Below are 22386 nucleotides of genomic sequence, written 5' to 3'. Positions count from 1 at the left end.
TGGCTGGTCTGGCCGACGCGTCAGCCATTGCTGCTGGCCAGGCTAGAAGCCTCGAGGCTGCTGAGCCGGGTCTCGGCACGGAGTGGCTCACCCCAGCGCACCTCACCGCCGCTGTGGCGAACGGTGCCTGGGCCTGCACCGGCGATCCGCTGCAGATGATCCGTTGGCACCATCACGACGGGCACTCGCACGTTGCCGCGAGCACGGCTGAAATACGACGCCAGGTCGCAGGCCAGCTGCAGATCGTCGTCATCCGCCAGACCTGCCGAGCTTTTCAGCACCACATGGCTGCCGGGACATTCCTGGGCATGAAACCAGAGGTCACCGCTACGGGCCTGGCGCAGGCTGATCCAGTCGTTCTGGCGATGGTTGCGGCCCACCTGCAGCACAAGGCCACTGGGGCTGGTGACTTCCAGGGGTTGGGGTGTGCCCTGTTGCTGGCGCTGCTTGCGCTCCTGGCGTCCCACCGGATTGAGCAGCTCGTCCAGTTCCCGCCGTAGATCGCTGAGGGCTTCAAGGCGTGCCGCCATGGGTTGCCAGGCCGCCGCCTGCAGATCATCGATAAAGGCCTCGCTGCCGTTGATCAGCTGCAGCCGACTGTTGTGGTGAAGGATGCGCTCCTCAAGAACGTTGCTGGATCGCCGCAGCTTGCGGGCCCGTCGGTAGAGCTTCTGGGCCAGATCCACTTCGTCGCGATTCGGCGCGGGCAGGCAGAGCAAGGCATCCGCCTGCTGCTGCAGATCGGTGCTGTCGGCGCAGGCGGCCAGTCGCCTGCGCTGATCCTCCAGAGCCAGGTCTTCCTTGGATCGCCAGCGGCTCAGACGCTGACGCAGCTCGTCGCAGGCCCGCTGCAGATCGCGCTGGTCAATCCGGGTTCGATACCAGTGCCCCAGGGCGAGAGCCAGGTTGCCTTCGTTGCCTTCAGCGTCGCCGGATTGATCAGGATGGCTCGACCAGACCTGATATCCCTTGGCATCAAGAACAAGTGTGAATTGCTCCTTCTCGAGGCAGGCCAGCCAGGCCTGCCAATGGCGATGCAGCTCACACCATGCGGATTGTTCAAGCTGCTCCACTGAGGTGGTCAGCAGCTCCCCGGCCAGTTGCCTGGCCAGGGGAGGACTGATGCCTTGGTAGGCCTGCGGCAGGGCCTTGCGTAAGGGCAGTGGCAGGAGGCGGATGCGGTCTCGCCAGCGCTCAAAGCCTTCCGTGGAACTGGGGGCCTGTCCCTGCAGGGGTGGCGGGGGGAGGTAAGCATCACCGGTTCCGATGGGACGAACCCGGGACTGGTGGTCGCGCACCTGACGGCCCAGGGCAACCACCTGCCGTTGCTCGTCCAGCAGCAACAGGTTGCTGTGGCGGCCCATCAGTTCCAGCACCAGCACGCGCTGGATGGCATCGCCGGGCCTTGGTGCCATCCGGAACTCCACCACCCGTTCGAACCCCGTTTGAACCAGCTCGATCAGCGCCATCTGGCGGAGGCTGTGCTGGATCTGCTGTGAAAGGGTGCTGCCGGCACCCTGCCGCGGAGGCGGTGGTATCTGAACCAATCGCGGAGCATCCGCTTGCCAGCTCAGCTCCAGCCAGAGCATGCCCTGCAGGCTGCGGAACCCGAGTTGCAGGGTGGCTGGATCCGGTTGTTGAGCCTTTTCGAACCGGCTGGGCAGCAGCCTGGGACGAAGATCACTCAGCACCGCCCGCAGGGTGGTGAGGTCCATCAACTGAAGCCGTGCCGTGCTGGTCACCCGTCGTTCAGGGGGCTTCCTACTCTGCTGGCCCACGACGAAGCAGTCATGTCAGACGGCATGGGCACCCTCACGGTGATCACCGGGCCGAGCGGCGTCGGTAAGGGAACGTTGGTGCAACGCCTCCTGGCGCGGCACCCCAGCATCTGGGTGTCAGTGTCGGCCACCACCCGTGCGCCTCGGGAGGGAGAGCGTGAGGGGGAGAGTTACTTCTTCCACAGCCGGGAGCGATTCGATGCCCTTGTTCAAGAGGGTGGATTGCTGGAGTGGGCTGAATTTGCCGGAAACTGCTACGGAACTCCCCGGGACCCTGTGGAGCAGCAGTTGCAGGCCGGGCGGCCTGTGCTGCTGGAGATCGAACTGGAGGGAGCGAGACAGGTGCGACGCAGCTTCTCCAAGGCCCGGCAGATCTTTTTGTCACCCCCCAGCTTTGAGGAACTCGAGCGTCGCATCCGCGGCCGTGGCACCGATTCAGAGGAAGCGATCCAGCGGCGTCTGCTGCGGGCTCGCGAGGAGCTAAGCGCTCAGGGTGAATTCGATGCTGTGGTGGTCAACGACGATCTTGACCAGGCGTTGCTGAAGCTGGAAGGGTTGATGGGGCTGGGTTGATGGCACAAAAAAAAGGGGGCATGAGGCCCCCCTTTTTTTGATGTTGGAGAAGACCCCAATCACATGGGGTGGAAGAGCAGGTCGGGGAAGAAACGGTTCCACTCGATCAGGATCCCGGCGGTCAGGGTGAACCAGATGGCAGCGACCACTGGAGCGGTGGTGAGGAATTTCTGCATGGGTCGTTAGTTGGGTGGAATGTTGTTGGAGATCAGCGTGGGGAGACGGTCACTTTGTTGTCGTCCTCCAGCAGCTTTCCGCTGGTGAACTCACCGAAGGCAGCCAGGGGCCAGGTCGCTGCAGCAAGAAGGCTCTTGAAAGCAATGCCCAGGTCGATCTGAATTTCATTCATCGCGGCGTTCTTGCCCCGGGTTGCCTTGAGGTACTCACGGCCGGCCCAGCCGATGCAACCGGCCACGTAGAGGAACATGATTCCGGGGTAAACGAAATCACCGGCATGGCTCCAGCGGCCATCAACGATCAGGTGGGGCAGGCCGTCATCGCCGCAGGAAGCTTGGCTGTACATCTCGAAACGAGCCTTGGCCTGGGGCGTTGTGGCAGCAGCGGCGCGCTGCTGGAAGCGGGCGCTTTCGGAGCAGGGGGTCAGGCCGGCCACATCAGCCTTGGCGACGGGAGCGAAGCCGAACACCAGGAGGGCCGAGAGCAGGGCGGCGAAGAGACGACGCATCGGAACGATTCCTGTTTGTAAACTGCCGTTTGAAGGGCAGGATGTCACTTGCGGACAGTAGGGGAGGGCCCCCACCCCGATGACATCAGTCTTAGCCCTCGAAACAAGTTGTGACGAGTCGGCAGCGGCCTTGGTCTGCCGACATGCCGATGGAAAATTCGAGGTTCGATCGGCACGCATTGCCTCGCAAGTGGAAGAGCATGCCCGCTGGGGCGGTGTTGTGCCGGAGATCGCGTCGCGTCGTCACGTGGAAGCGTTGCCGGGGCTGATCCAGCAGGTGTTGGAGGAGTCGGGTTCCACCCTCGACGAGGTTGATGCGATTGCCGCCACGGTGACGCCAGGGTTGGCCGGCGCGCTGATGGTGGCCTCTGTGACCGGACGCACCTTGTCAGCGCTGCATGACCGCCCCTTCCTGGCGGTGCACCATCTCGAAGGACATCTGGCATCGGTGCACCTGGCGGAGCGTCGCCCTCAACTGCCCTATCTGGTGCTGCTAGTGAGCGGTGGGCACACCGAACTGATCCGCGTCGAAGCGGATGGGGTGATGCAGCGGCTTGGCCGCAGCCATGACGATGCTGCAGGGGAGGCCTTCGACAAAGTGGCGCGTTTGCTTGGCCTTGGCTACCCGGGCGGGCCGGCCATTCAGGCAGCGGCTGAGGGCGGTGATGGTCGTCGGTTCAAGTTGCCGAAGGGGCGTATCTCCCTGCCAGAGGGAGGCTTCCATCCCTATGACTTTTCGTTCAGCGGGCTGAAAACGGCCATGCTGCGCACCGTGGAGGCTCAGTCAGGTCCGCTGCCGACGGCTGATCTTGCCGCCAGTTTTGAGCAGGTGGTGGTGGACGTTCTGGTGGAGCGCAGTTTGCGGTGTGCCATGGACCATGGCCTTGAAGAGCTGGTGATGGTGGGTGGTGTGGCGGCCAACCGCCGGTTGCGACAAACCCTGGAGCAGCGCTCCAACGCCGTGGGGGTGCGGGTCTCGGTGGCACCGCTGTCGTATTGCACCGATAACGCCGCCATGATCGGTGCGGCTGCCCTGTTGCGTTGGGACGCTGGCGTCCGGGGCTGCTCCTGGAGGACCGGGGTGTCGGCGCGCTGCCCCCTGGATCATGCGGACCAGCTTTACAACGAGCAGCCAGCCTTTTGAAAACACTCGTAGGGTGTTGGCGCACGGCACTGAGGGCATGGCTGAGCAACTCGAAAAGACCAGTGGCGTCGCTGAGCCCGTCGGGTCGGACGAACTGAATGCCTGGAAGCGTGGATTCACACCGCAGGCTGAAATCTGGAACGGACGACTGGCCATGATCGGCTTGTCAGCCGGTTTGGCGGTTGTGCTGCTCGTCCGAGTGTTTGCCGGGAACTGATCAACTCCTTCCCCGCAGGACCTGGGCCAGCTCATTGGGTTTGAGACTGACGGCCACAGCCTTGTCGGGCTCCACACGCCCAGCTTCGACGAGCGCTTGCAGGGATTGGTTGGTGGTCACCATTCCATCAAAACTGCTGCGCTCCAAAATTTCTTCCACCTGATCCAGGGCTCCGCGTTGGATGTAGTCCCTGCAGGCATCCGTGTTGATGAGGATGTCGTGGAAGGCTGCCCGTTTTCCGTCGGTGGTGCGGATCAGTCCCTGGGCGATGACCCCTTGTAGCGATTCCGAGAGGGAACGCCGCACGCTGTCTTGCTCTTCGGGTGGAAACATCCCCAGAACCCGCTCGACGGTTTTCACCGCTGAATTGGTGTGAAGGGTGCCGAACACCAAGTGACCCGTCTGGGCGGCTTCCAGGGCGGTGGAGAGGGTTTCCTGGTCGCGAATCTCCCCGACGAGAATCACATCGGGGTCTTCCCTCAGGGCGGCACGTAGGGCGTTGTGAAATTTGAGGGTGTGCATCCCCACCTCCTGGTGCCGGATCAGGGATCGTTTGCTGTCGTGCACGAATTCCACCGGGTCCTCAATCGTGAGGATGTGGCGGGTTTCATTGCGATTGATCCAGTCGATCATCGCGGCGAGGGTGGTGCTTTTGCCGGAACCGGTGGGGCCTGTCACCAGGATCAGACCCTTGGGGCGACCGGCCAGTTCGGTGAGCACCTCAGGCAGCTTGAGCTGTTCCATCGTGAGGATGGTCTGAGGGATCAGCCGTAGCACCATCGCCGGGCCCCGCAAGGAATCGAGCAGGTTGATCCGGATGCGCACGAAGGGGAACGCATGGGAGCCGTCGAACTCCTTTTCGCGGAAGAAGGAATCGATCTGCTGCGGGGACAGGATCTCGTGCAGCCACCCCTAAAGGTGGAAAGGTCGGTGGCGGGCCATTCGGTGCTCTGCATCTCACCGCGGGCCCGGTACCGCGGCACTTCGCCAACGCCGAGATGAACGTCGGAGTGTCCTTCCTCGTGGGCGATCTTGACGATGGCCTCCAGGTTGGGTGCGCCATGGGGTGTTGACGTTGGCGGTCCAGCGGGCGGTGCTACGGCTGGCTGCGATGACGCTCTTGGTCGCGGCGGGAAGCTGGGGGGGGGAAGACCGGCTGGGCCACGGCGATTCAAGGGAGTGCTTTCAGGATCGTCCCGATGGCTCCGCTGGCAAGTCCTTCTTGAATATGAGCCGTAAGATCCGGTCACTGCACTAACGGTGATGACGGAGCAGCCCCGGGTCACGATCGTCCTGGGCACCCGACCGGAGGCCATCAAGCTTGCTCCGGTGATCAGGGTTTTTCAGAACTCCTCAGCAGTGCGCACCCGGGTGGTGCTGACTGGTCAGCACAGGGAGATGGTGTCCCAGGTGATGGACCTGTTCCAGCTCACAGCGGACAGGGATCTGAATCTGATGGCACCGCGCCAGACTCTGACGCACGTCACCTGTGCAGCCCTGGAGGGTCTGCGGGAGGATTTTCAGGCTTACCCACCTCAGCTGGTGCTCGTGCAAGGCGACACCACCACTGCCTTCGCAGCTGGCCTTGCGGCGTTCTATGAGCAGATCCCCGTGGGCCATGTCGAAGCCGGCCTGCGCACGGACAACCTGCTGGATCCGTTCCCGGAAGAAGCCAATCGACGGCTTCTTTCACAGATCGCGACCCTGCACTTCGCACCGACGCAGAAAGCGGAGGCCAATCTCAGGGCGTCAGGGGTCGTGGGTGAGGTGAGCGTCACCGGCAACACCGTGATTGATGCCTTGCTGTTGATGGCGGAAACGGCACCGCAGATCAGCTTCGATGGTCTCGACTGGGACAACCAGCGGGTGATCCTGGCCACAGTTCACCGCCGTGAGAACTGGGGGGAGCGGCTGAAGGACATCGCCTCAGGGATGCTGCAGGTGCTGGATCGCCACCCCGATACGGCGCTGCTGTTGCCACTGCATCGCAATCCCACCGTGCGCGAACCGCTGCAGGCCCTGCTGGGGGATCACCCACGGGTTGTGCTGACTGAACCGCTCGACTACGACCGATTGGTGGCGGCCATGAAGGGTTGCACCCTTCTGTTGACCGACTCTGGCGGCTTGCAAGAGGAAGCTCCGGCTCTAGGGAAGCCCGTGCTGGTGCTTCGCCGCACGACTGAACGGCCAGAGGCGGTGGATGCAGGCACGGCGCGACTCGTTGGCACTCAGCCTGGGGCCATTCTGGAGGAAGCTTCACGGTTGCTCAGCGACGCTGCGGCCTACGAGGCGATGTCCAGGGCTGTTAACCCCTTTGGTGATGGCAAGGCTAGTCAGCGCATCCTTGAGCTCAGCCGGGCCCATCTGGGGGTCTGACGCCAGCATCAGTGCCGACGGCTGCTTCCGCTGGTGGCTAACGCGACGTTGGCGGCCGGGCGGCAGGGTTTTGATCTTTCTGGGGTTGAATCCGTCTCGGGCTGATGCAGAGCGGGACGATCCCACCTTGCGCCGTCTGATCGGCTTCGCAGGGGACTGGGGCTATGACGCCCTGGTGGTGGTCAATCTGTTTGCCCGCATCTCTCCATCCCCCTCCGTGTTGTGGCGCTGCCGCGATCCCGTCGGGCTGGACAGCGACAGTGCGTTGTTGCAGTGGTGCCAGTTATGGGCGCACCAGGAGGCTTGGGCGCTCTGGTGTGGCTGGGGTAATAGCGGTGGCCGGTTTGATCGTGCGCAAGAGGTGATGGACCTGTTGAAGCCTGTTGTGCAGCAACGGGCTGAGCGGTTTCCGCTCGCGCCGGGGCCTCAGGCCATCGCGCTCACCCGCTCCTGCCAGCCGCGCCACCCTCTTTACGCCCCGCGGGGATTGCTGTTGAAACCATTCCGATGGGCAGGACCTGATGCCATCGGGCATCCTGAGGAGACTCCAGCGGTCTCCGTTCAGCACTGATGTCCCGAACCCCACGACGTTATGCCGTGCATCTCCATCTGGTGGGAGGTCAGACCGAGCGGGTGTTCTTCCCCAAGCTGGAGCTGTTTCAGGAGTGGTATCAGGGCGTGGTGAACGCCGAAGGGCAAGGCGGCTTCGTCAACGTGCCGTTCAGTGATTTGGACGGCGAGTATCTGGTGGTGCGGCCGGAAGCGGTGATCGGCCTTCGCGTGGAACCTCAGTTCTCATCCGTCGATGACGCCTGAGCGTCTGGGTCTCCTTTGGGGCGTCACGGTGTTCGCCGGGGCCGGTGCACGGTTGCTGGCGGCGGTCTCAGGACTGCCGGGGGTTGTGTTGCTGCTGCTCTCCGGGATGTTGATCGGTCGGTCCGGCCTCGGTCTGGTGGAGCCATTGGATCTGGGCCCGGGTCTTGGCACGGTGGTTGGCCTCCTGGTGAGCCTGGTGCTGTTTGATGGCGGCCTCAACCTGCGACTGCCGGGGGACACGATCCGGGCGACCGTGAAGCGGATTGCTGTGCTGCGGTTGCTGATTTCCCTCGGTGCAGGGCTGCTGGCGGCCCACTGGCTGGCCGGTCTGAGCTGGTCTGTTGCTGCGGTGTTCAGCGCCATCGTTCTCGCCACCGGCCCCACGGTGGTGACACCCCTGGTGCGTCAGATCCGCCTGGCTGCTCCGTTGGGGGATGTGCTCGAAGCGGAGGGCCTGGTGCTCGAGCCGATTGGTGCAGTGCTGGCGCTGCTGCTGCTGGAGTTGGTCCTTGGCAACCTGCACGGCTGGCGCGAACTGGTGCTGGGTCTGCTGGAACGCCTCGGTGGGGGGGTCCTGATCGGCGCCAGTGTGGGGTGGTTGCTGTCGGAACTGCTGCAGCGGCTGAAGCCCGATCAGTCCTCCGGCCTGCCACTGCAGCTCACGCTGGGAATGTTGTTTCTGATGTACGGCATCAGCGAGTGGCTGTTGCCGGAATCGGCTCTGCCGGCGTCTGTGGCGGCGGGGATCGTGGTCGGTCGTCGCCAGACAGCGCACACCGCTGATCTTGATGGTCTGATCCAGGAATTGGCGCAACTGGCAATCACGATGCTGTTCCCGCTGCTTGCCGCCGACGTGTCCTGGGCAGAACTCAGCCCATTGGGTTGGGGTGGAATCAGCTGCGTTCTCGTGCTGATGCTTGTGGTCCGCCCCATTGCGGTGGGTGTGGCGACGGTGGGCCTACCGCTCAATCTCCCCCAGAAGCTTTTTCTCGGCTGGCTGGCACCACGGGGGATCGTCACTGCGTCGGTGGCGTCCTTGTTTGCCATCAGGCTGGAGCAGGCTGGAATCCTCGGTGCTGGTCGCCTGCAGGGCCTGGTCTTCCTGACCATCCTGATGACCGTTGGCCTCCAGGGCCTCACGGCTCAACCGCTGGCCCGCGCCCTGGGACTGATCGAAGATTCCGGTGACGAGACGACGTCGTCAGGCGAGGCATCGCTGCAACCTGGGGAGGTCCTCCCCGATCCCGGCCAGTAGACACCAGGTGGTGATCAGATCAGGACCCTGCAGTCGTCCGAGCAGGGCTGCGCGAAGAGATTTCATCACCACGCCTTTCTTGACGCCTGCTCCCTTGGCGGCATCCGCCAGAAGCTGTTTGGCGCGATCGGTGTCCTTGCCATCCCAGGGCTCGGCCTCGAGGATCTGCAGCAGTTGAGCCACAGCGGTCCGAGCCCCGTCAGCTTCCAGCTGGCGCAGACCATCGTCCTCAAGATCAGGACATTTGAAGAACGGCGTCGCCTGCTCCACCCCGTCTTTGAGCAGCGTTAGGGATGGTCCCAGCAACTCGCAAAGCTCCAGCCCCCAGTCGCTGTTATCCGGCAGCGTCCAGCCTTGCTCTGCCCAGAGCGGACGAAGGTCATCCAGGAGCTGCTGCGCAGGCAGGGCGTGCAGCACTTGTCCGTTGAGCCAGTTGAGTTTGTCCCAATCAAAGCGCGCACCGGCTTTGTTCACTCGATCGAAGCTGAACACCGCTGCTGCTTCAGGCAGGGTGAAGCGCTCCTCCATTCCTTCGGGCACCGACCAGCCCAGCAGGGTCATGTAGTTGGCGATTGCTTCTGCGGTGTACCCCATAGTGCGGAACTCATTGATTGAGGTCACTCCATCCCGTTTGGAGAGCTTGCGGCCTTCCGCATTCAGGATCAGGGGTGCGTGGGCGAAGGTCGGTGCCGGTAGGTCGAGGGCCTCGTAGAGCAGCAATTGCTTGGCGGTGTTGGCGATGTGGTCTTCGCCGCGAATCACGTGGCTGATGGCCATGGCGGCGTCATCCACCACCACCACGAGGTTGTAGAGGGGATCTCCGATCTGATCGGCAGGAGCCCTGCGGGCCACGACCATGTCACCACCGAGGTCCGCACCACGCCAGGACATGGCGCCACGCACCATGTCGTTCCAGCGGATCTCAGCGTTGTCATCGATGCGGAAACGGATCACAGCGTCCCGTCCTTCCGCCTGGAAGGCCGCTTCCTGTTCCGGGGTGAGATTGCGGTGGCGGTTGTCGTAGCGGGGTGCCTGGTTGCTGGCCTTCTGGGCCTCGCGCATGGAGTCCAGTTCGGCCTCGTTGGCATAGCAGCGATAGGCCAGACCCTTCTTCAAGAGCGTTTCGATCGCGGCACGGTGCTGCTGCACCTGTTCGCTCTGGATCAACGGCTCTTCATCCCAGTCGATTCCAAGCCAGCGCAGACCCTCAAGGATGTTCTGGGTGTATTCAGGCTTGGATCGTTCTTTATCGGTATCTTCGATTCTCAGCAGGAACGACCCCTGCTGGCGCCGTGCATACAACCAGTTGAACACAGCTGTACGTGCTGTACCGATGTGAAGCGTGCCCGTGGGGCTGGGGGCCAGACGAACGCGCACCATTGCGGTTTCGGGTGGTGAGAACGGGACCGACGGGATTCGAACCCGCAACTTCCGCCGTGACAGGGCGGTGCTCTAACCGGTTGAACTACGGTCCCAGACCTGACTCAGACACGAAGGACTCGCCTTGTGGAATCTGATCTGTGTCGCCTGCGCGACCAAATCAGTATTGACCCTCGCCCTGCCCTCCGTCAACAATTCCGTTCAATTGCTGTGCTGATCAGCATTGTTGCAGTCTGGGCACAACAAAACCCCCAAGGACGAAGTCATCGGGGGTTTGCGGATGAAGCCGCTCAGCGATCAGGGACGGAAGCCCGCAGGCTCAATCAGCCGGACTTGATTGCCTCGGGCGGTGAACTCCCGACCTTGATCGCTCTGCACGACCACGCGTCCACCTGATTTGACGCGAATCACGCGGGCACGAACCCAGCCGAGGGCGGCTGACTCGAGCACCTTCACGACATCACCAGGTTGAAGATCCAACTCCATGCTCAGAACCGGGAAACTACACAACGGGATTCATCGGACGCGCCGTGGAGGACTCGAACCCCCGACATCAGGTTTTGGAGACCTGCGTTCTACCAACTGAACTAACGGCGCAAGGCGATGAACCCCTGCCGACATCAAGGATGTCAGCGACTTGATTGAACGAGGCCGAAACCTCAGCGATCGAAGCGCTGCTTCACGCGGGTGGCCTTGCCCACCCGTTCCCGCAGATAGAAAAGCTTCGCCCGACGTACTTTACCGCGCCGTTCAACCTTGATGTTGGCCACTTGAGGGCTGTGGAGCATGAATACCCGCTCCACGCCGATGCCCTGAAAAATGCGGCGTACGGTGATCGTCTGGTTCATCCCGCCGTGGCGCTTGGAGATCACCACCCCTTCGTAGGGCTGAACTCGTTCTTTGTTCCCCTCACTGATGCGGACGCCAACTCGAACGGTGTCGCCGACGTAGATCTCAGGCAGATCGCTCTTCATCTGTTCGGTTTCGAAGGCCTTGATCAAGGCTTCGGCGCTGAGCTTCTGTGCTGGGCTTGTCGGAGCACTTGCCACGGTCTCCACCTCAGCCACAGCTTCCGCTGCGGTTTCGGTGTTTTCTTCCGTCACCGTCGTGTCCTTCGGATCGGCTGCCATCCCAGCTCCGCGTTGAATCGCCAAACAATCAGTGTACCTTCCGACGCCAGCGTTCAATCAGTAATCCGGCACCACTGATCAGCATCCAGAGCAGCCCCAGGGCGTTCAGCAGCACCACCACCGGTTCCAGGGTGGAGCCAAGCCACTCCCCTTCGTGCAGGGTCATCAGCCAATGCACCTGGTCACGCTCAAAGCCCAACCAGTCGCGGGCAAGTCGGTAGCCAACCCCTGAGCAAACGGTGACGAACAGCGGCAGCAACACCAACGGGGCAACGGCCCGATGCAGTTCGCGCACCCGCACAAGCAGGCTCATGGCCAACCTCGAAGCAGTTGCAGTTGATAGCGTGACGCATATAGAAGGTGATTGATGAATTTATTCGCAGACTTACTGGCGACCACTCAGGCTCCGAGCGCAACAGCCACTGGACCCCGGATTCAGAAGCGTCGGGGGGTGGAAATCAAATCGGCCCGCGAGATCAAAATTATGCGCGAGGCCAGCCGCATCGTCTCCACAGTGCTGCGTGAAGTGATGGCCATGGTTGAGCCGGGACAGACAACCGGCGACCTTGATGCCTTTGCCGAAAAGCGGATCCGAGAGATGGGCGCTACCCCGAGTTTCAAGGGTTACCACGGCTTTCCCGCAAGCATCTGCGCCAGCATCAACAACGAAGTGGTGCATGGCATTCCCAATGCCAAGAGAGTGATTCACAAGGGAGACCTCCTGAAGGTGGATACCGGCGCCTACTTCGAGGGATACCACGGCGATAGCTGCATCACCGTTTGTGTGGGCGACTCGTCGGCTGAGGCGCAGACCCTTAGCCGTGTGGCTCAGGAATCGCTGATGGCTGGATTGAACCAGGTCAAAGCTGGCAACACGCTTCTGGACATCGCCGGTGCCGTTGAGGACCACGTCAAGGCCAATGGATTCAGCGTCGTTGAGGACTACACCGGCCATGGCGTCGGCAGAAATCTGCATGAGGAGCCTTCGGTGTTCAACTTCCGCACCGATGAACTGCCGAATGTCACGCTGCGTCCAGGCATGACGCTGGCGATCGAGCCGATCCTTAATGCCGGCAGCAAAGCCTGCCGCACCCTGAAGGATCGGTGGACGGTGGTGACCCGTGATGGATCACTCTCGGCTCAGTGGGAACACACCGTTCTTGTCACCACTGACGGCTGCGAAATCCTCACCGATCGGGGCGACTGAGGGCACGGCTGTAGAGCCGTCGCCCAATTTCCGTTAGCGGCATTAGCAAATAAGTCATTGGATTCGGCGTGACGATGATCAAGCGGGCTCCCATGCGCGCTTGCCAAAGCACCTGCCCTGCCACGAAGTCGGCAGTCATCACGCCGATGGGGTTGAGGTCTGAGCGGAACGGGCCTAACACCAGTTTGCGCAGCACCAGCTGTGAGCGCTCCTCAGCAGAGCGAGTGGCCCCACGCATGCTCACCAGTTGTCCGAGCAATCGTTTGCTCAGCTCATAGGCCGGGCTCACGGCCGGTTGAATTTCGGCTTCGGAGGTGTTGATCCACACCTCAAGCGCATGCGTCGCATGTTCGTGGCAGAGACGCTCGCAGCACTGCAGCATTCGCCAGCTGCTCAAGGCATTCACCTCCAGTGCCTTGCTCATCGTCCCTGGGCGTTGATCACCCTGAGGATTGATGCCGTGGTTCAGCACCAGCACGTCCAGGTTTTCGAGGTGGGGCATCAGAGCCTCCTCCTGGCCGCAGCTCCACGAGACCCAGTGATCCACTGGCCCGTCGGTTCCGCTGGGTGGATCCCCATGGGTGAACCCGGTCACCACGGCACAGGCCTGTCGAAAACGGCTGGCCAACGCTTGCCCGAGAGCCCCGCGGGCTCCGGTGATGCCGACACGGCTCCCCCTCCAGCGGTGATTGCTTGTTGAGGACTGTTCCATGGAATCAGCTTGGGCCATCCTTGTGGGCAACCGCTCGCCGGTGTCCGCGTCTGTGTCTGATGTTGCCCTGCTGGCCCTGTTCGCGCCCTACTGCGGCGGCCTGACGCGAGAGCGGTATCTTCGTTCCGCCTTGCAGACACTGCTGGCGGGCGAGTTTCGGGGGATCCGTCCACGGGAGGGTATGGACGGGCATGCGTTTCAACTCAGTTGGGAGGGCGGCCATGCCCCACTGGAGATCGCAACCTGCCAACTGGTTCTACCGGAGACCACCGTCCAGCCCTACCGCTTCGAGCTGGTCACCCATCAGTTGGTGCTGTGGTTGATGGAGTGCTCCATTGGGGAGGCAGGGAATCGGGACCTTCCTGATGCGTTCTGGACTTGGTTGCTCATTGGTACAGACCTGGAGGGTGGTGACACTTAGATTCACTGGTTAAAGACCCGCGGTTCATGGGAACGACGCTGCTGATCGGATCCTGTGAGCCCTTCAGCGGTAAGTCCGCTCTGGTTCTCGGGATTGCTCAGAAGCTCACACAGGAGGGGCAAAAGGTCCGCTTCGGCAAACCGCTGGCCACAAGCCTGGATTGGGATCCCAACAAAGGTCCCCTGCCTCAGCCCCTGATCGACGACGACGTCCGCTTTGTCAGTGAAACCCTGGGACTCGCGGCCGACCGGCTGATCCCGTCGCTGCACCTGTTGTCTCCCACCACCGCAACCCAGCGCCTTGGCCAGGGGGATCTGCAGGCTGGCGATGGATTCGACGCCATGCGCCAGCAGATTGCAGACGATGACGGACTGACCCTGCTGGAATGCGCCGGCAGCCTTCAGGAGGGACTGCTCTATGGCTTGAGCCTGCCTCAGATGGCGGAGGGCCTGGATGCCGGTGTTCTGCTGGTGCATCTCTGGCAGGACAGCTGCAGTGTTGATGCGCTGCTGGCGGCCAAGCAGACCCTGGGTAATCGCCTGGTGGGGGTTGTGCTGAATGCGGTTACCCCTGGTGAGGTGGAGAGTCTCGAGCGGCAGGTGGTTCCAGCTCTTGAAAACCTGGGTTTACCGGTGTTTGGTGTGATGCCGCGTTCACCGTTGCTGCGCAGCGTCACGGTGGGTGAATTGGTGCGGCGCCTTAGTGCCCGTGTGATCTGCTGCGAGGAACGCCAGGAGTTGCTGGTGGAGACCCTCAGCATCGGAGCGATGAATGTGAACTCCGCCATGGAGTTTTTCCGCCGTCGCCGCAATATGGCTGTGGTCACCGGAGCGGACCGCACCGACATCCAGTTCGCGGCGTTGGAGGCTTCCACCCAGTGTCTGATCCTCACCGGTGCCGGTGAACCGCTGCCGCAATTGATCAGCCGTGCGGAGGAGCTGGATGTTCCTCTGCTCAAGGTTGACCACGACACGCTGGCCACGGTCGAGGTGATTGAACAGGCTTTCGGCCATGTGCGGTTGCATGAAGCCGTGAAGGCCACCTATGCCTTCCGTCTGGTGGAAGAGCACTGTCGATTGGACCGCCTGTTTTCAGCTCTGAACCTGCCGGTTCACGACGCCTGATGGTTGCTAGCTTCCAATGAAGGCCGGCGAGTTGTCCTTGGGTCAGTCACTGGATCTTCCAGCTCTCGATCGGGTCGACACCCTTGCGCAGGAACTTGCGCTGTTGCAGGACAAGGGCAAACGACGAATCGCCATTCTTGGCAGCCGGCATGTTCCCGTCGTTGCTATTCACCTGGTTGAACTGGTGGCCCGCTCGTTGGTGCAAGAGGGTCACTCGCTGATCACATCCGGTTCCCAGGGTGTCAATGCTGCTGTGATTCGTGGTTGTTTGGATGTGGATGCCTCTCAACTCACAGTGCTGCTGCCCCAGAGCCTGGATAGGCAGCCCACGGAAATCCGCGACCTGCTCGACCGAGTGCTGCATCTGGTTGAGAAGCCTGAACAGGACGATTTGCCCTTACCGATGGCCAGCAGCCTCTGCAACCAGGAGATCATCAACCGCTGCGACCAACTGATCTGCCTGGCCTTTCATGACAGTGAAACCCTGTTGGCGAGCGCCAGAACTGCGGAAGATATGGGAAAAGTGGTGAGTCTTCTGTATTTCGATTAATCGGTTCTGAATCATCCGTTCGGGATCAACCATTGAGCAATGCTTTAAGCCCTTCGCTGTAAAGAATGCCGCTGCAGAGCAGTCCCGTGGCCCAGCAAAGCCCCCGCACGGGGGGCACGTTGCCGACGTAGGCCGCGATGTACGCCAGCCTTAGGGCTGGATGCAGGAAGGCGGCGGTGACCGCCAGCCTGGGCAGCGGGCCGGTGTGCAGCGCGGCGATTAAGGCCAGTACCGCTGCCGGTGCATGAAGGGTGAAGGCTTCGAAGCTGTTCTGATGGGCCCAGCTGGCCCGTTTGCCCCAGGCTGGAAATCGCTCGAACATGGCCCGGGGGGCGGCCATGTCTTTCATCTCGAAATTCGCAGCCGAACGGGCGGCCCCGAGGGGGATGATGCTGGCGACAACAGTTCCGCCGGCCAGGACCAGGGACCAGGCATAGGGAGCGGCATCCGTGGCGGTGAACAGCTGCAGCAGAGACATCGATATGATCCGTGAATCGGGGCCTTTCTAAGCTGGGGGCTGGAACGAACGCGAGTCATGGCAAGCACATCGTCCTTTGATGTGGTCTCCGACTTCGACCGTCAGGAGCTGGTCAACACCCTTGATCAGGTGCGACGTGATGTCGGCAACCGCTACGACCTCAAGGACTCCAACACGGAGATTGAGCTGGAGGAAACCGAACTGGTGATCACCACGGCCAGTGACATGACCTTGCAGGCGGTGGAAGATGTGCTGCGGACCAAGGCCACAAAGCGCAATCTGTCGCTGAAGATCTTCGATTTTCAAACCCCTGAGAGTGTCGGTGGCAATCGGGTGAAGCAGGTGGTGAAACTGCGTAAGGGCCTCAGCCAGGAGATCGCCAAGAAGCTCAGCAAGATCGTGCGCGACGAATTGAAAAAAGTCACCGTGGCGATTCAGGGCGAGAGTGTGCGGATCACGGGCAAAAGCAAGGACGATCTGCAGGCAGCGATTCAGTTGGTCAAGAGCAAGGAAGACGAATTGGATGTGCCGCTGCAGTTTGAGAACTACCGCTGATTCAGGTTTGTTGAAGGGGAGGACAAGTCGGTTGGATCGCTTTACGATTAAGCGAAGGTATTGAACCAAGCATGAACAACCTGATCAGACCCTCAGTCGTGTCAGGCGCGGTTCTGCTGCTCAGCCTGAGCGGTTCTGCTTTGGCGTCTGGGCGGATCACCGGAGCAGGAGCAACGTTCCCTGCGCAGATCTATCAGCGTTGGTTCGGCATGCTGGCCGGAAACGATGGTCCGATGGTTAATTACCAGGCCATCGGTTCCGGTTCTGGTCGCAAGGCTTATCTAGATCAAACGGTTAATTTCGGTGCATCGGATGACCCGATGATCAGCCGTGATCGCCGCAAGGTGAAGCGTGGAGTTGTTCAGATTCCGATGATCGGAGGCACCATTGCCTTCGGATTTAATAAACCCGGCTGTGATTTGCAACTCACCCAAGAGCAGGCGGTGAAGGTGGCCATGTCTGCAATCAAGGATTGGTCGGAGTTGGGTTGTGCCGCCGGACCGATCAGCTGGGTTCATCGATCCGATGGCTCTGGAACCACCAAGGCCTTCACCAGTTCGATGGCAGCCTTTTCATCGTCCTGGACGTTGGGAACCGGTAAAGCGGTGAACTGGCCCAGTGGTGTTGGTGCCAAGGGTAATGCTGGCGTTGCAGCTGTGATCAAGAAGCGGGAGGGGGCGATTGGTTATCTCAATCAGTCGTACATCCGTGGTTCGGTCAAAGCAGCTGCGTTGCAGAATTTGGCTGGTGAGTTCGTCAAGCCAAGCGTTGAGGCAGGTGCCATTGCCTTGAACCAGATCACCCTCGATCAGAATCTGGCTGGGGAGAATCCGAATCCAACAGCATCTGGTGCTTATCCAATCTCGACACTCACCTGGGTGTTGGCCTATGAGCGGGGCAATGGTCCTGATGCAGCCACCATTAAAGAAGTGTTCAACTTCATGTTGAGTGATGAAGCACAAAATGTGGCCCCACGGCTTGGTTTTGTACCTCTGCGGGGTGACATTCTGGCGAAGTCGAAATCTGCGGTGAATAAGATCGGGGAGTGATGGTTACACTTGAATGAATACGATGCACTGATTCTTTGAAGGATGATGGATAAGGATGCTGCAGCAAAGATGATTGATGACATGCAGGAGCGCTTCCCTGGGCTGACGCCTGAATTGGCAGCCCAGACGATTTTGGTGGAGTCCCTTAAGGCTTGTCAGTCGGTGAAGGATCTCACGCATTTGCCCATTGATCCACGGGTGCTCAACCAGCTTCTTGAGGGTGGTTTGATTGACAAAGCTGAATGGGAGCGCGTGATGGCCATGTTGGATCCCACGTCTCTGACTCCACCTATTGACCCCTCCGGACAATGAAGTTTGAACCCAATCTGAATTTGACCCAAAATGACCATCGCAACTTTTCTTTTTTTGAGGACGGGCCGGAACATTTTCAAACCCCAGGTAAAGGCTGATATCACCCAAATCGATTCGCCAAAGGTTGTTGCCATATCGTCAATGTCCGACTCTGATGTCATCCATATCGGACCTCGCGGTGGTAAATACCGTGTTGATGCTCACGGCCGCAAGGTCTACTTGAAGTCAGCTTGATGTCAGGCTCGGCGGGCATCAATGATGCGGGCCAATTCCAGGACATAGCCGGCGGTGCACCAGCGACCATGGCTGCGGGAACGATTTTCATGATCGGAGCGGATCTCGGCGGTTTCCGCCATCAGCAGATTCAGTTCGCCCTGAGGAAGGTCATACAGCTCCTGGAGTTCCACTTCGCGGTTGAGCAGATGGCTGCGGAACCATTTGCGCACCTGTTCCTGCGGCGGGATGTCGCTGGTCATGGGCCACTACTGCCAACTTGTTTCATTGTCCAGCCATGAGGGTTCTCAGCTGGTTGGAATTTGATCAGGCCGTGCAGATCCTGGTTGAACAGTTGTCTTCGGCGTCGTTTGCGGGTGTTTATGGCGTGCCACGCGGTGGACTTTGTCTGGCCGTGGCCTTGAGCCATGCGCTCGAGCGACCGTTGTTGGCTGAGCCCCAGCCCGATGCATTGATCGTGGACGATGTCTATGAGACCGGCCGCACCTTGGAATCGCTGCATATCCGCTTTCCCAAGGCCAATTTTGTAGTTTGGGTGAGCAAGCGCCCTCCCCAGTGGTGGGACGCGGTGGTTGTCACAGACAGCTCCGAGTGGTTGCTGTTCCCTTGGGAAAACGCCGCCCAGGCCCTCGCCGATGAGCAGACTTATCTCAGCTCCCGGGGGGTGGGCTGATGGCCAAGCCCACGATCTATCTCGCTTCCCCTTACGGATTTTCAGCACAATGGAAGCGTCTGCTGCTGCCGGAATTCATCAGAGCTCTTGAAGGGCTGGGTCTTCAAGTTTGGGAACCGTTCGCCCGCAACGGCCAGTTGGATGTGGCCCAGCCGGGTTGGGCGCACCAGGTGGCCCAACGTGATCTGCAGGATGTGAGGGATGCCGATGGCCTTTTCGCGATCGTGAACGGAACGCCGCCCGATGAGGGGGTGATGGTGGAACTGGGTGCAGCGATCGCCCTGGGTAAACCCACCTTTTTGTTCCGCGACGACTTCAGGCGTTGTACGGATTCCGAAGATTACCCGCTCAACCTGATGCTGTTCGCCGGTCTGCCGGCGCAGGGTTGGCAGGACTTCGTTTACACCAGTCTTGAGCAGATCGCCGACCCCGGAAAAGCCATGGCACGCTGGGCGCGCGATTGCTGAGGACAGGCTTCCTTCTTGGTGGTCGGGTGATCAGCTTTCTTGAGCCACGGTCAACAAACACGCTCTCAAGCGAGTGATTCAAGCGCTCATTTCAATAAAAAGCGGCTTTGTTGGAGTTGTTCCGAGGAATGGTTGAACTAGGCCGGTGTCATGTTGTGTGGTGGATTGACTTCGCCGACGACTCAAGCTCTTGTTTGAGTTGAATCAAAAGCGGATGAGCTCTGAGCTCCTCGTTTTCAGCCGCCAACTGCTCCAATGCGGCGAGATTGCCGCCATCAATAGCTCGTTTCATGATGCAGTTCCATGCATCCAGGGCTTCGATCTGGGGTTGTCGAAGCGAGCATCGTTGATCATAAAGTTCGTAAATGATCGTGCTTTTACTTTTGCCTTTTACTTTGACTTCGCCAATCATGCGAAAGGCAAACCGATGCAAGGCCTGCTCCTGCTCAAGTTGTGCCAGGAGCGCATGGCTGACAATGATGTTGGTTTTGTACGTTTTGTTCGCACCTTCAAGACGACTTGCCAAGTTCACAGTGTCTCCCACCATCGTGTAATTGAATCGATCAGCTGCGCCGACATTGCCAACAATGGCTTCTCCGTAGTGTAGACCGATTCGAGTGTTGAATCTCAGTGGTGCGTTCTGTTGAGCCCACTCATCCCTCAGTCGATTGCTGGCATTTCGGAGTGCGATGGCCGTTTCGCAGGCCAGTTCACATGGATTTGTCAGCGGAGTGGGCATCCCCCACATCACCATCATTGAATCGCCGATATACTTATCAATCGTGCCCTTATTTGCTCTCACATGATTAGTGAGCTCGGTGAAATATTCATTCAGATAGCGGAATAAATCCTGTGTCTGAACTGATTCTGTGTACGACGTGAAATTATCGATATCGGTGAACATCACTGCAACATGTTCAGTTGTACCGCCCAATTCAGCCCGCCTGTCGTTCAGAAGAAGTGACCGAACAACTTCATTTGGTAGATATCTAGAAAATGATTCGATAGCGCGTGTCAGTCGATTGGTTGCCAGTGAGACATTATTGATCTCGCGGATCCAAGCCTCCCGGATTATGTGATTTTTACTTAGGCTTATGTCTAGGTCACTTAGAGCTTGTATGCGTGAGATGATTTGATTCAACGGCCGTGTGAGCTGTCGGCATACAAAATAAATCGCGACACTTGTAATCAGCAGCGTTGAGAGTTGGAGGATCAGCAGTTGAAAAAGAGACTTGTTTAAAGGATCAAAGATTGTTTGTTTGTCGATTGCATTGACAGCAATCCAGTTAGTGTTGCCTGCTGATGAAGTCATCGCAAACGTTAAAAGTTTATTTCCATCTAGGTTGATTTCTTGAAAGGTATTGAAGTTGCCGCGACGTGTTATGAGCTTATTCAATCTCCCCCAAGCTGTTGTTGATAGACGGCGAGGGGACTGAATTGAAATTCGTACAAAACGAGAATCAGATGCGGTCGGAAAAACGATGTTGCCACTTTCGAAAATAAGATAAGTCACACGGCCCTTATAATCACCGCGATGGAATTCAAGATAGTCCGGATTTTTGGTTGGACTTAGCCTGTTGGGTAAGACTGAATCGCTGAGTGTTTCGTCACTTCTCATTTGATCGGTTCCAGCAATGCCAATGGCTGCTCCCAGTTTTTCCAGTGGCAGACAGAAGCTCAGTGTGCCGATGACTTCAGATGTACCACCAGGACTGGCTGACTTAAAGATTGGCTGATCAGCACTCAGGCATCCTTCGGTTTTAATACCTGCTTGCAGGAAAGCAACACTCCAACTGAATTGTCCATTGCGAGCTTTCTTGAAACCTTCGTAGTCTTTGTGTCTCAGTTCAAGAAGCTTTTGCTGATGCGGAGATTGTTCAGATTCAAGGCTTGTGTAAACCAAGTTCCCTTGACGGTCAAAGACACGCCAGACTCTGTCAGCTGTCAAGCGTGTGACTTGCCTCAATGTTGCATTGATTTGTGTGTCGTCCAGATTGATTATCCCAGGTTGTTTGCTCAATGTATCCATCAGTAAAACAGTCGACTTTTTCCACTGGTTTATGTTGCTCACGAGACCTGTTACCTGATCTCTGTTTCTAAGGTGAGTATTGCGAATCAGACGCTCTGATGTTGTGCGGAAGATGACTACGTTACCGATCGAAAATAGCAGTATGATTACAAATGTGATCTGGGCTGTAAACGTAAATTGCAGTGTTTTAATTACCCTGAATTTGTTTTTAAGAGGTAGTACGGGCTTAATAAGCCACCTTTGGAATTGAAGAGACATATGAATTTATAGGTTTTTCTTCGAGTTCTGCGTTTTCAGCTGTTTTAATGCCAGAAAAGCAATGCCAGATATCGAGAATCCGGTGATTAGAATTTTTATTAATCTACGTCTAGCTTGCTTGAACAAAACAGACTGGTCTCTTTCAATCAAGAGACCCATGTTGGCCGCGGGGATGTATTGATAAGCACCCACGACAGGTTTTCGTTGATGATTTAGATAGAGATATGTTCCAGGTCTGTCGTTGAGAGCATTGTTGATACCTTCGCTTTTTAATGGTGGGTATTGGTTTGGCTCAATTGGATTGTAAATTTCAGTAATTCGATTCAATGATGTATAGGCAACGGCATGGGTGTTCTCCGGGGGCGAGAGGGTGCTGGATTGATTTTGTTTGAACATTGAGCCATGCAATATTTTTGGATTGATGTCAACATAATAATATCCACGTCTTTTATTTGTATCGTCACGAATTGGTAGGGCAATGGTTGCGGTAGGACGTCCAGCTCGAGGATCCTTGAAAAATCGCAGGCCAACATCAATTGATTTTTCGGGGTCAATGTAGGTTGTTGTATTTTGAACTGGTTGATAGCGACCTGTTTTCTTGGCTTCTGTTGATAAAGCAACAATGGCACCAGCTGTGAGGATTGATATGCTTTCTGCTTCTAGATTTGTTTGAAAAATTCCTGCTGTGTAAACATCTCCATTGGTATTGGAGTCGGTACTTGGTCGGCTTGGACGCAGACGTTTTTTCGATGATAATACTTTAATGCTTTTTTCCTTGAATTCAGGGTTCTTCAAGTGTTGGCTGATCAAGTCGATCAGAGACTTTTTTGCTTCGGTAAATGCTGTAGCTCTTTCAGTCAAAACTTGCTTTTGCGCTTCATATGCCTGATGCCCGGTTGTTCTTGTATCACTGAAATATGTCAACAGGCCAACGGAGCTTGTGACAGTGAGCAAGACAATGAA

General features: G+C 58.6%; 30 protein-coding genes and 2 tRNA genes. 17 read left to right on the top strand and 15 right to left on the bottom strand.

The window, feature by feature from the left end; translation table 11 throughout:
* Positions 1-20 precede the first annotated feature (20 nt).
* Positions 21-1715 carry an Rqc2 family fibronectin-binding protein gene (locus tag SynA1524_RS09265; protein WP_186499600.1) on the bottom strand — a complete coding sequence of 565 codons (1695 nt, stop codon included), beginning with the start codon at positions 1713-1715 and terminating at the stop codon, positions 21-23.
* A gap of 87 nt (positions 1716-1802) precedes the next feature.
* Between SynA1524_RS09265 and gmk the strand changes: the two genes are divergently transcribed.
* The gene (gmk, locus tag SynA1524_RS09260; protein WP_186499598.1) at positions 1803-2351 is read left to right on the top strand and encodes a guanylate kinase; all 549 of its coding nucleotides are present in this window, start codon (positions 1803-1805) and stop codon (positions 2349-2351) included.
* A gap of 59 nt (positions 2352-2410) precedes the next feature.
* On the opposite strand, the gene psaJ is transcribed toward gmk, so the two are convergent.
* Complete coding sequence (gene psaJ / locus SynA1524_RS09255) at positions 2411-2527, bottom strand: photosystem I reaction center subunit IX (protein ID WP_007098612.1); 117 nt, start codon at positions 2525-2527, stop codon at positions 2411-2413.
* A gap of 32 nt (positions 2528-2559) precedes the next feature.
* Positions 2560-3036 (bottom strand): photosystem I reaction center subunit III (PsaF), encoded by a 477-nt coding sequence (locus SynA1524_RS09250; RefSeq protein WP_011128694.1) that lies wholly within the window; start codon positions 3034-3036, stop codon positions 2560-2562.
* A gap of 79 nt (positions 3037-3115) precedes the next feature.
* Here SynA1524_RS09250 and tsaD point away from each other — a divergent pair, with 79 nt between their 5' ends.
* Entirely contained in the window at positions 3116-4180 is a 1065-nt protein-coding gene (gene tsaD / locus SynA1524_RS09245) for a tRNA (adenosine(37)-N6)-threonylcarbamoyltransferase complex transferase subunit TsaD (RefSeq protein ID WP_186497171.1), read from the top strand.
* A 37-nt stretch (positions 4181-4217) separates the two neighbouring features.
* The gene (locus SynA1524_RS09240) at positions 4218-4397 is read left to right on the top strand and encodes a chlorophyll a-b binding domain-containing protein (protein ID WP_186497161.1); all 180 of its coding nucleotides are present in this window, start codon (positions 4218-4220) and stop codon (positions 4395-4397) included.
* Here the strand turns inward: SynA1524_RS09240 and SynA1524_RS09235 are convergent, their stop codons facing one another.
* Positions 4398-5276, bottom strand: a complete 879-nt coding sequence (locus SynA1524_RS09235) for a type IV pilus twitching motility protein PilT (RefSeq protein ID WP_502707921.1) — start codon at positions 5274-5276, stop codon at positions 4398-4400.
* Between SynA1524_RS09235 and SynA1524_RS13255 the strand changes: the two genes are divergently transcribed.
* The 5 genes from SynA1524_RS13255 to SynA1524_RS09215 all read left to right on the top strand — a co-directional run bounded on the left by SynA1524_RS13255 (position 5235) and on the right by SynA1524_RS09215 (position 8844).
* Positions 5235-5399 (top strand): hypothetical protein, encoded by a 165-nt coding sequence (locus SynA1524_RS13255; RefSeq protein WP_502707895.1) that lies wholly within the window; start codon positions 5235-5237, stop codon positions 5397-5399. The genes SynA1524_RS09235 and SynA1524_RS13255 overlap by 42 nt on opposite strands.
* A gap of 261 nt (positions 5400-5660) precedes the next feature.
* On the top strand, positions 5661-6773 hold the full coding sequence (wecB, locus tag SynA1524_RS09230; RefSeq protein ID WP_186497159.1) for a non-hydrolyzing UDP-N-acetylglucosamine 2-epimerase: 1113 nt from the start codon (positions 5661-5663) through the stop codon (positions 6771-6773).
* Positions 6742-7344: a DUF1643 domain-containing protein gene (locus SynA1524_RS09225; RefSeq protein ID WP_286188552.1), complete on the top strand. Its 603-nt coding sequence runs from the start codon at positions 6742-6744 to the stop codon at positions 7342-7344. Before wecB ends, SynA1524_RS09225 begins: the two co-directional genes overlap by 32 nt.
* On the top strand, positions 7344-7589 hold the full coding sequence (locus SynA1524_RS09220) for a hypothetical protein (RefSeq protein WP_186497155.1): 246 nt from the start codon (positions 7344-7346) through the stop codon (positions 7587-7589). Before SynA1524_RS09225 ends, SynA1524_RS09220 begins: the two co-directional genes overlap by 1 nt.
* Entirely contained in the window at positions 7579-8844 is a 1266-nt protein-coding gene (locus SynA1524_RS09215) for a cation:proton antiporter (RefSeq protein WP_186497153.1), read from the top strand. Before SynA1524_RS09220 ends, SynA1524_RS09215 begins: the two co-directional genes overlap by 11 nt.
* Here SynA1524_RS09215 and gltX read toward each other — a convergent pair.
* The 6 genes from gltX to SynA1524_RS09185 all read right to left on the bottom strand — a co-directional run bounded on the left by gltX (position 8791) and on the right by SynA1524_RS09185 (position 11667).
* A complete protein-coding gene (gene gltX / locus SynA1524_RS09210; RefSeq protein ID WP_186497144.1) occupies positions 8791-10224 on the bottom strand; it encodes a glutamate--tRNA ligase in 1434 nt (477 codons plus the stop codon). The two genes, SynA1524_RS09215 and gltX, sit on opposite strands and share 54 nt — an antisense overlap.
* Positions 10225-10245: 21 nt before the next feature.
* Positions 10246-10319: transfer RNA gene (locus tag SynA1524_RS09205), tRNA-Asp, on the bottom strand.
* Between the two features lie 202 nt (positions 10320-10521).
* Positions 10522-10710: an SH3 domain-containing protein gene (locus tag SynA1524_RS09200; protein WP_006043540.1), complete on the bottom strand. Its 189-nt coding sequence runs from the start codon at positions 10708-10710 to the stop codon at positions 10522-10524.
* Between the two features lie 38 nt (positions 10711-10748).
* Positions 10749-10821, bottom strand: a tRNA-Trp gene (locus tag SynA1524_RS09195).
* Between the two features lie 62 nt (positions 10822-10883).
* A complete protein-coding gene (gene rplS / locus SynA1524_RS09190) occupies positions 10884-11354 on the bottom strand; it encodes a 50S ribosomal protein L19 (RefSeq protein ID WP_186497142.1) in 471 nt (156 codons plus the stop codon).
* 28 nt (positions 11355-11382) lie between these two features.
* The gene (locus SynA1524_RS09185) at positions 11383-11667 is read right to left on the bottom strand and encodes a PepSY domain-containing protein (RefSeq protein WP_186497140.1); all 285 of its coding nucleotides are present in this window, start codon (positions 11665-11667) and stop codon (positions 11383-11385) included.
* A gap of 54 nt (positions 11668-11721) precedes the next feature.
* Here SynA1524_RS09185 and map point away from each other — a divergent pair, with 54 nt between their 5' ends.
* Positions 11722-12561 carry a type I methionyl aminopeptidase gene (gene map / locus SynA1524_RS09180; protein WP_186497131.1) on the top strand — a complete coding sequence of 280 codons (840 nt, stop codon included), beginning with the start codon at positions 11722-11724 and terminating at the stop codon, positions 12559-12561.
* Here map and SynA1524_RS09175 read toward each other — a convergent pair.
* The gene (locus SynA1524_RS09175; RefSeq protein WP_186497129.1) at positions 12542-13291 is read right to left on the bottom strand and encodes an SDR family oxidoreductase; all 750 of its coding nucleotides are present in this window, start codon (positions 13289-13291) and stop codon (positions 12542-12544) included. The two genes, map and SynA1524_RS09175, sit on opposite strands and share 20 nt — an antisense overlap.
* Here SynA1524_RS09175 and ebsA point away from each other — a divergent pair.
* Genes ebsA through SynA1524_RS09160 form a run of 3 tightly spaced genes read left to right on the top strand, consistent with a single transcriptional unit; the run spans position 13272 to position 15368 of the window.
* A complete protein-coding gene (ebsA, locus tag SynA1524_RS09170) occupies positions 13272-13694 on the top strand; it encodes a type IV pilus biogenesis protein EbsA (RefSeq protein WP_186497127.1) in 423 nt (140 codons plus the stop codon). The two genes, SynA1524_RS09175 and ebsA, sit on opposite strands and share 20 nt — an antisense overlap.
* 26 nt (positions 13695-13720) lie before the next feature.
* A complete protein-coding gene (locus SynA1524_RS09165) occupies positions 13721-14818 on the top strand; it encodes a phosphotransacetylase family protein (RefSeq protein ID WP_186497125.1) in 1098 nt (365 codons plus the stop codon).
* 16 nt (positions 14819-14834) lie between these two features.
* Positions 14835-15368 carry a DNA-processing protein DprA gene (locus tag SynA1524_RS09160; protein ID WP_186497123.1) on the top strand — a complete coding sequence of 178 codons (534 nt, stop codon included), beginning with the start codon at positions 14835-14837 and terminating at the stop codon, positions 15366-15368.
* A 25-nt stretch (positions 15369-15393) separates the two neighbouring features.
* Here the strand turns inward: SynA1524_RS09160 and SynA1524_RS09155 are convergent, their stop codons facing one another.
* Positions 15394-15846, bottom strand: a complete 453-nt coding sequence (locus SynA1524_RS09155; protein ID WP_186497120.1) for an MAPEG family protein — start codon at positions 15844-15846, stop codon at positions 15394-15396.
* 57 nt (positions 15847-15903) lie between these two features.
* On the opposite strand from SynA1524_RS09155, the gene SynA1524_RS09150 reads away from it, so the two are divergent.
* The 3 genes from SynA1524_RS09150 to SynA1524_RS09140 all read left to right on the top strand — a co-directional run bounded on the left by SynA1524_RS09150 (position 15904) and on the right by SynA1524_RS09140 (position 17762).
* Complete coding sequence (locus SynA1524_RS09150; protein WP_186497110.1) at positions 15904-16401, top strand: YajQ family cyclic di-GMP-binding protein; 498 nt, start codon at positions 15904-15906, stop codon at positions 16399-16401.
* Positions 16402-16472: 71 nt separating this feature from the next.
* Positions 16473-17450: an extracellular solute-binding protein gene (locus SynA1524_RS09145; protein ID WP_186497107.1), complete on the top strand. Its 978-nt coding sequence runs from the start codon at positions 16473-16475 to the stop codon at positions 17448-17450.
* A 45-nt stretch (positions 17451-17495) separates the two neighbouring features.
* Positions 17496-17762, top strand: a complete 267-nt coding sequence (locus SynA1524_RS09140) for a hypothetical protein (protein ID WP_186497096.1) — start codon at positions 17496-17498, stop codon at positions 17760-17762.
* Between the two features lie 236 nt (positions 17763-17998).
* On the opposite strand, the gene SynA1524_RS09130 is transcribed toward SynA1524_RS09140, so the two are convergent.
* Entirely contained in the window at positions 17999-18238 is a 240-nt protein-coding gene (locus SynA1524_RS09130; RefSeq protein WP_186497092.1) for a hypothetical protein, read from the bottom strand.
* A gap of 35 nt (positions 18239-18273) precedes the next feature.
* Between SynA1524_RS09130 and SynA1524_RS09125 the strand changes: the two genes are divergently transcribed.
* Positions 18274-18669 (top strand): phosphoribosyltransferase, encoded by a 396-nt coding sequence (locus tag SynA1524_RS09125; RefSeq protein WP_186497090.1) that lies wholly within the window; start codon positions 18274-18276, stop codon positions 18667-18669.
* Positions 18669-19136: a nucleoside 2-deoxyribosyltransferase gene (locus tag SynA1524_RS09120; RefSeq protein WP_186497088.1), complete on the top strand. Its 468-nt coding sequence runs from the start codon at positions 18669-18671 to the stop codon at positions 19134-19136. Before SynA1524_RS09125 ends, SynA1524_RS09120 begins: the two co-directional genes overlap by 1 nt.
* A gap of 148 nt (positions 19137-19284) precedes the next feature.
* On the opposite strand, the gene SynA1524_RS09115 is transcribed toward SynA1524_RS09120, so the two are convergent.
* Both SynA1524_RS09115 and SynA1524_RS09110 read right to left on the bottom strand, forming a co-directional pair.
* Entirely contained in the window at positions 19285-21165 is a 1881-nt protein-coding gene (locus tag SynA1524_RS09115) for an adenylate/guanylate cyclase domain-containing protein (RefSeq protein WP_222930483.1), read from the bottom strand.
* Between the two features lie 264 nt (positions 21166-21429).
* Positions 21430-22347 (bottom strand): cache domain-containing protein, encoded by a 918-nt coding sequence (locus tag SynA1524_RS09110; protein WP_186497084.1) that lies wholly within the window; start codon positions 22345-22347, stop codon positions 21430-21432.
* Between the last annotated feature and the right edge of the window lie 39 nt (positions 22348-22386).

It is taken from the genome of Synechococcus sp. A15-24 (assembly GCF_014280195.1).
GTDB lineage: Bacteria > Cyanobacteriota > Cyanobacteriia > PCC-6307 > Cyanobiaceae > Parasynechococcus.
The sequence above is the reverse complement of the archived record's forward strand: the minus strand, read 5'-3'. Positions and strand labels throughout refer to the sequence as shown.

What these genes read in the sequence shown, in the direction of transcription:
- SynA1524_RS09155 (WP_186497120.1), bottom strand. Translation starts at nt 15,846, where the DNA reads ATGTCTCTGCTGCAGCTGTTCACCGCCACGGATGCCGCTCCCTATGCC.
- SynA1524_RS09265 (WP_186499600.1), bottom strand. Translation starts at nt 1,715, where the DNA reads ATGGACCTCACCACCCTGCGGGCGGTGCTGAGTGATCTTCGTCCCAGG.
- SynA1524_RS09130 (WP_186497092.1), bottom strand. Translation starts at nt 18,238, where the DNA reads ATGACCAGCGACATCCCGCCGCAGGAACAGGTGCGCAAATGGTTCCGC.
- SynA1524_RS09165 (WP_186497125.1), top strand. Translation starts at nt 13,721, where the DNA reads ATGGGAACGACGCTGCTGATCGGATCCTGTGAGCCCTTCAGCGGTAAG.
- SynA1524_RS09240 (WP_186497161.1), top strand. Translation starts at nt 4,218, where the DNA reads ATGGCTGAGCAACTCGAAAAGACCAGTGGCGTCGCTGAGCCCGTCGGG.
- map (WP_186497131.1), top strand. Translation starts at nt 11,722, where the DNA reads ATGAATTTATTCGCAGACTTACTGGCGACCACTCAGGCTCCGAGCGCA.
- psaJ (WP_007098612.1), bottom strand. Translation starts at nt 2,527, where the DNA reads ATGCAGAAATTCCTCACCACCGCTCCAGTGGTCGCTGCCATCTGGTTC.
- SynA1524_RS09145 (WP_186497107.1), top strand. Translation starts at nt 16,473, where the DNA reads ATGAACAACCTGATCAGACCCTCAGTCGTGTCAGGCGCGGTTCTGCTG.
- wecB (WP_186497159.1), top strand. Translation starts at nt 5,661, where the DNA reads ATGACGGAGCAGCCCCGGGTCACGATCGTCCTGGGCACCCGACCGGAG.
- gltX (WP_186497144.1), bottom strand. Translation starts at nt 10,224, where the DNA reads ATGGTGCGCGTTCGTCTGGCCCCCAGCCCCACGGGCACGCTTCACATC.
- SynA1524_RS09200 (WP_006043540.1), bottom strand. Translation starts at nt 10,710, where the DNA reads ATGGAGTTGGATCTTCAACCTGGTGATGTCGTGAAGGTGCTCGAGTCA.
- SynA1524_RS13255 (WP_502707895.1), top strand. Translation starts at nt 5,235, where the DNA reads ATGGGAGCCGTCGAACTCCTTTTCGCGGAAGAAGGAATCGATCTGCTG.
- gmk (WP_186499598.1), top strand. Translation starts at nt 1,803, where the DNA reads ATGGGCACCCTCACGGTGATCACCGGGCCGAGCGGCGTCGGTAAGGGA.
- SynA1524_RS09115 (WP_222930483.1), bottom strand. Translation starts at nt 21,165, where the DNA reads ATGGATACATTGAGCAAACAACCTGGGATAATCAATCTGGACGACACA.
- SynA1524_RS09220 (WP_186497155.1), top strand. Translation starts at nt 7,344, where the DNA reads ATGTCCCGAACCCCACGACGTTATGCCGTGCATCTCCATCTGGTGGGA.
- SynA1524_RS09120 (WP_186497088.1), top strand. Translation starts at nt 18,669, where the DNA reads ATGGCCAAGCCCACGATCTATCTCGCTTCCCCTTACGGATTTTCAGCA.
- tsaD (WP_186497171.1), top strand. Translation starts at nt 3,116, where the DNA reads ATGACATCAGTCTTAGCCCTCGAAACAAGTTGTGACGAGTCGGCAGCG.
- SynA1524_RS09250 (WP_011128694.1), bottom strand. Translation starts at nt 3,036, where the DNA reads ATGCGTCGTCTCTTCGCCGCCCTGCTCTCGGCCCTCCTGGTGTTCGGC.
- SynA1524_RS09175 (WP_186497129.1), bottom strand. Translation starts at nt 13,291, where the DNA reads ATGGCCCAAGCTGATTCCATGGAACAGTCCTCAACAAGCAATCACCGC.
- ebsA (WP_186497127.1), top strand. Translation starts at nt 13,272, where the DNA reads ATGGAATCAGCTTGGGCCATCCTTGTGGGCAACCGCTCGCCGGTGTCC.
- SynA1524_RS09215 (WP_186497153.1), top strand. Translation starts at nt 7,579, where the DNA reads ATGACGCCTGAGCGTCTGGGTCTCCTTTGGGGCGTCACGGTGTTCGCC.
- SynA1524_RS09185 (WP_186497140.1), bottom strand. Translation starts at nt 11,667, where the DNA reads ATGAGCCTGCTTGTGCGGGTGCGCGAACTGCATCGGGCCGTTGCCCCG.
- rplS (WP_186497142.1), bottom strand. Translation starts at nt 11,354, where the DNA reads ATGGCAGCCGATCCGAAGGACACGACGGTGACGGAAGAAAACACCGAA.
- SynA1524_RS09150 (WP_186497110.1), top strand. Translation starts at nt 15,904, where the DNA reads ATGGCAAGCACATCGTCCTTTGATGTGGTCTCCGACTTCGACCGTCAG.
- SynA1524_RS09125 (WP_186497090.1), top strand. Translation starts at nt 18,274, where the DNA reads ATGAGGGTTCTCAGCTGGTTGGAATTTGATCAGGCCGTGCAGATCCTG.
- SynA1524_RS09140 (WP_186497096.1), top strand. Translation starts at nt 17,496, where the DNA reads ATGGATAAGGATGCTGCAGCAAAGATGATTGATGACATGCAGGAGCGC.
- SynA1524_RS09160 (WP_186497123.1), top strand. Translation starts at nt 14,835, where the DNA reads ATGAAGGCCGGCGAGTTGTCCTTGGGTCAGTCACTGGATCTTCCAGCT.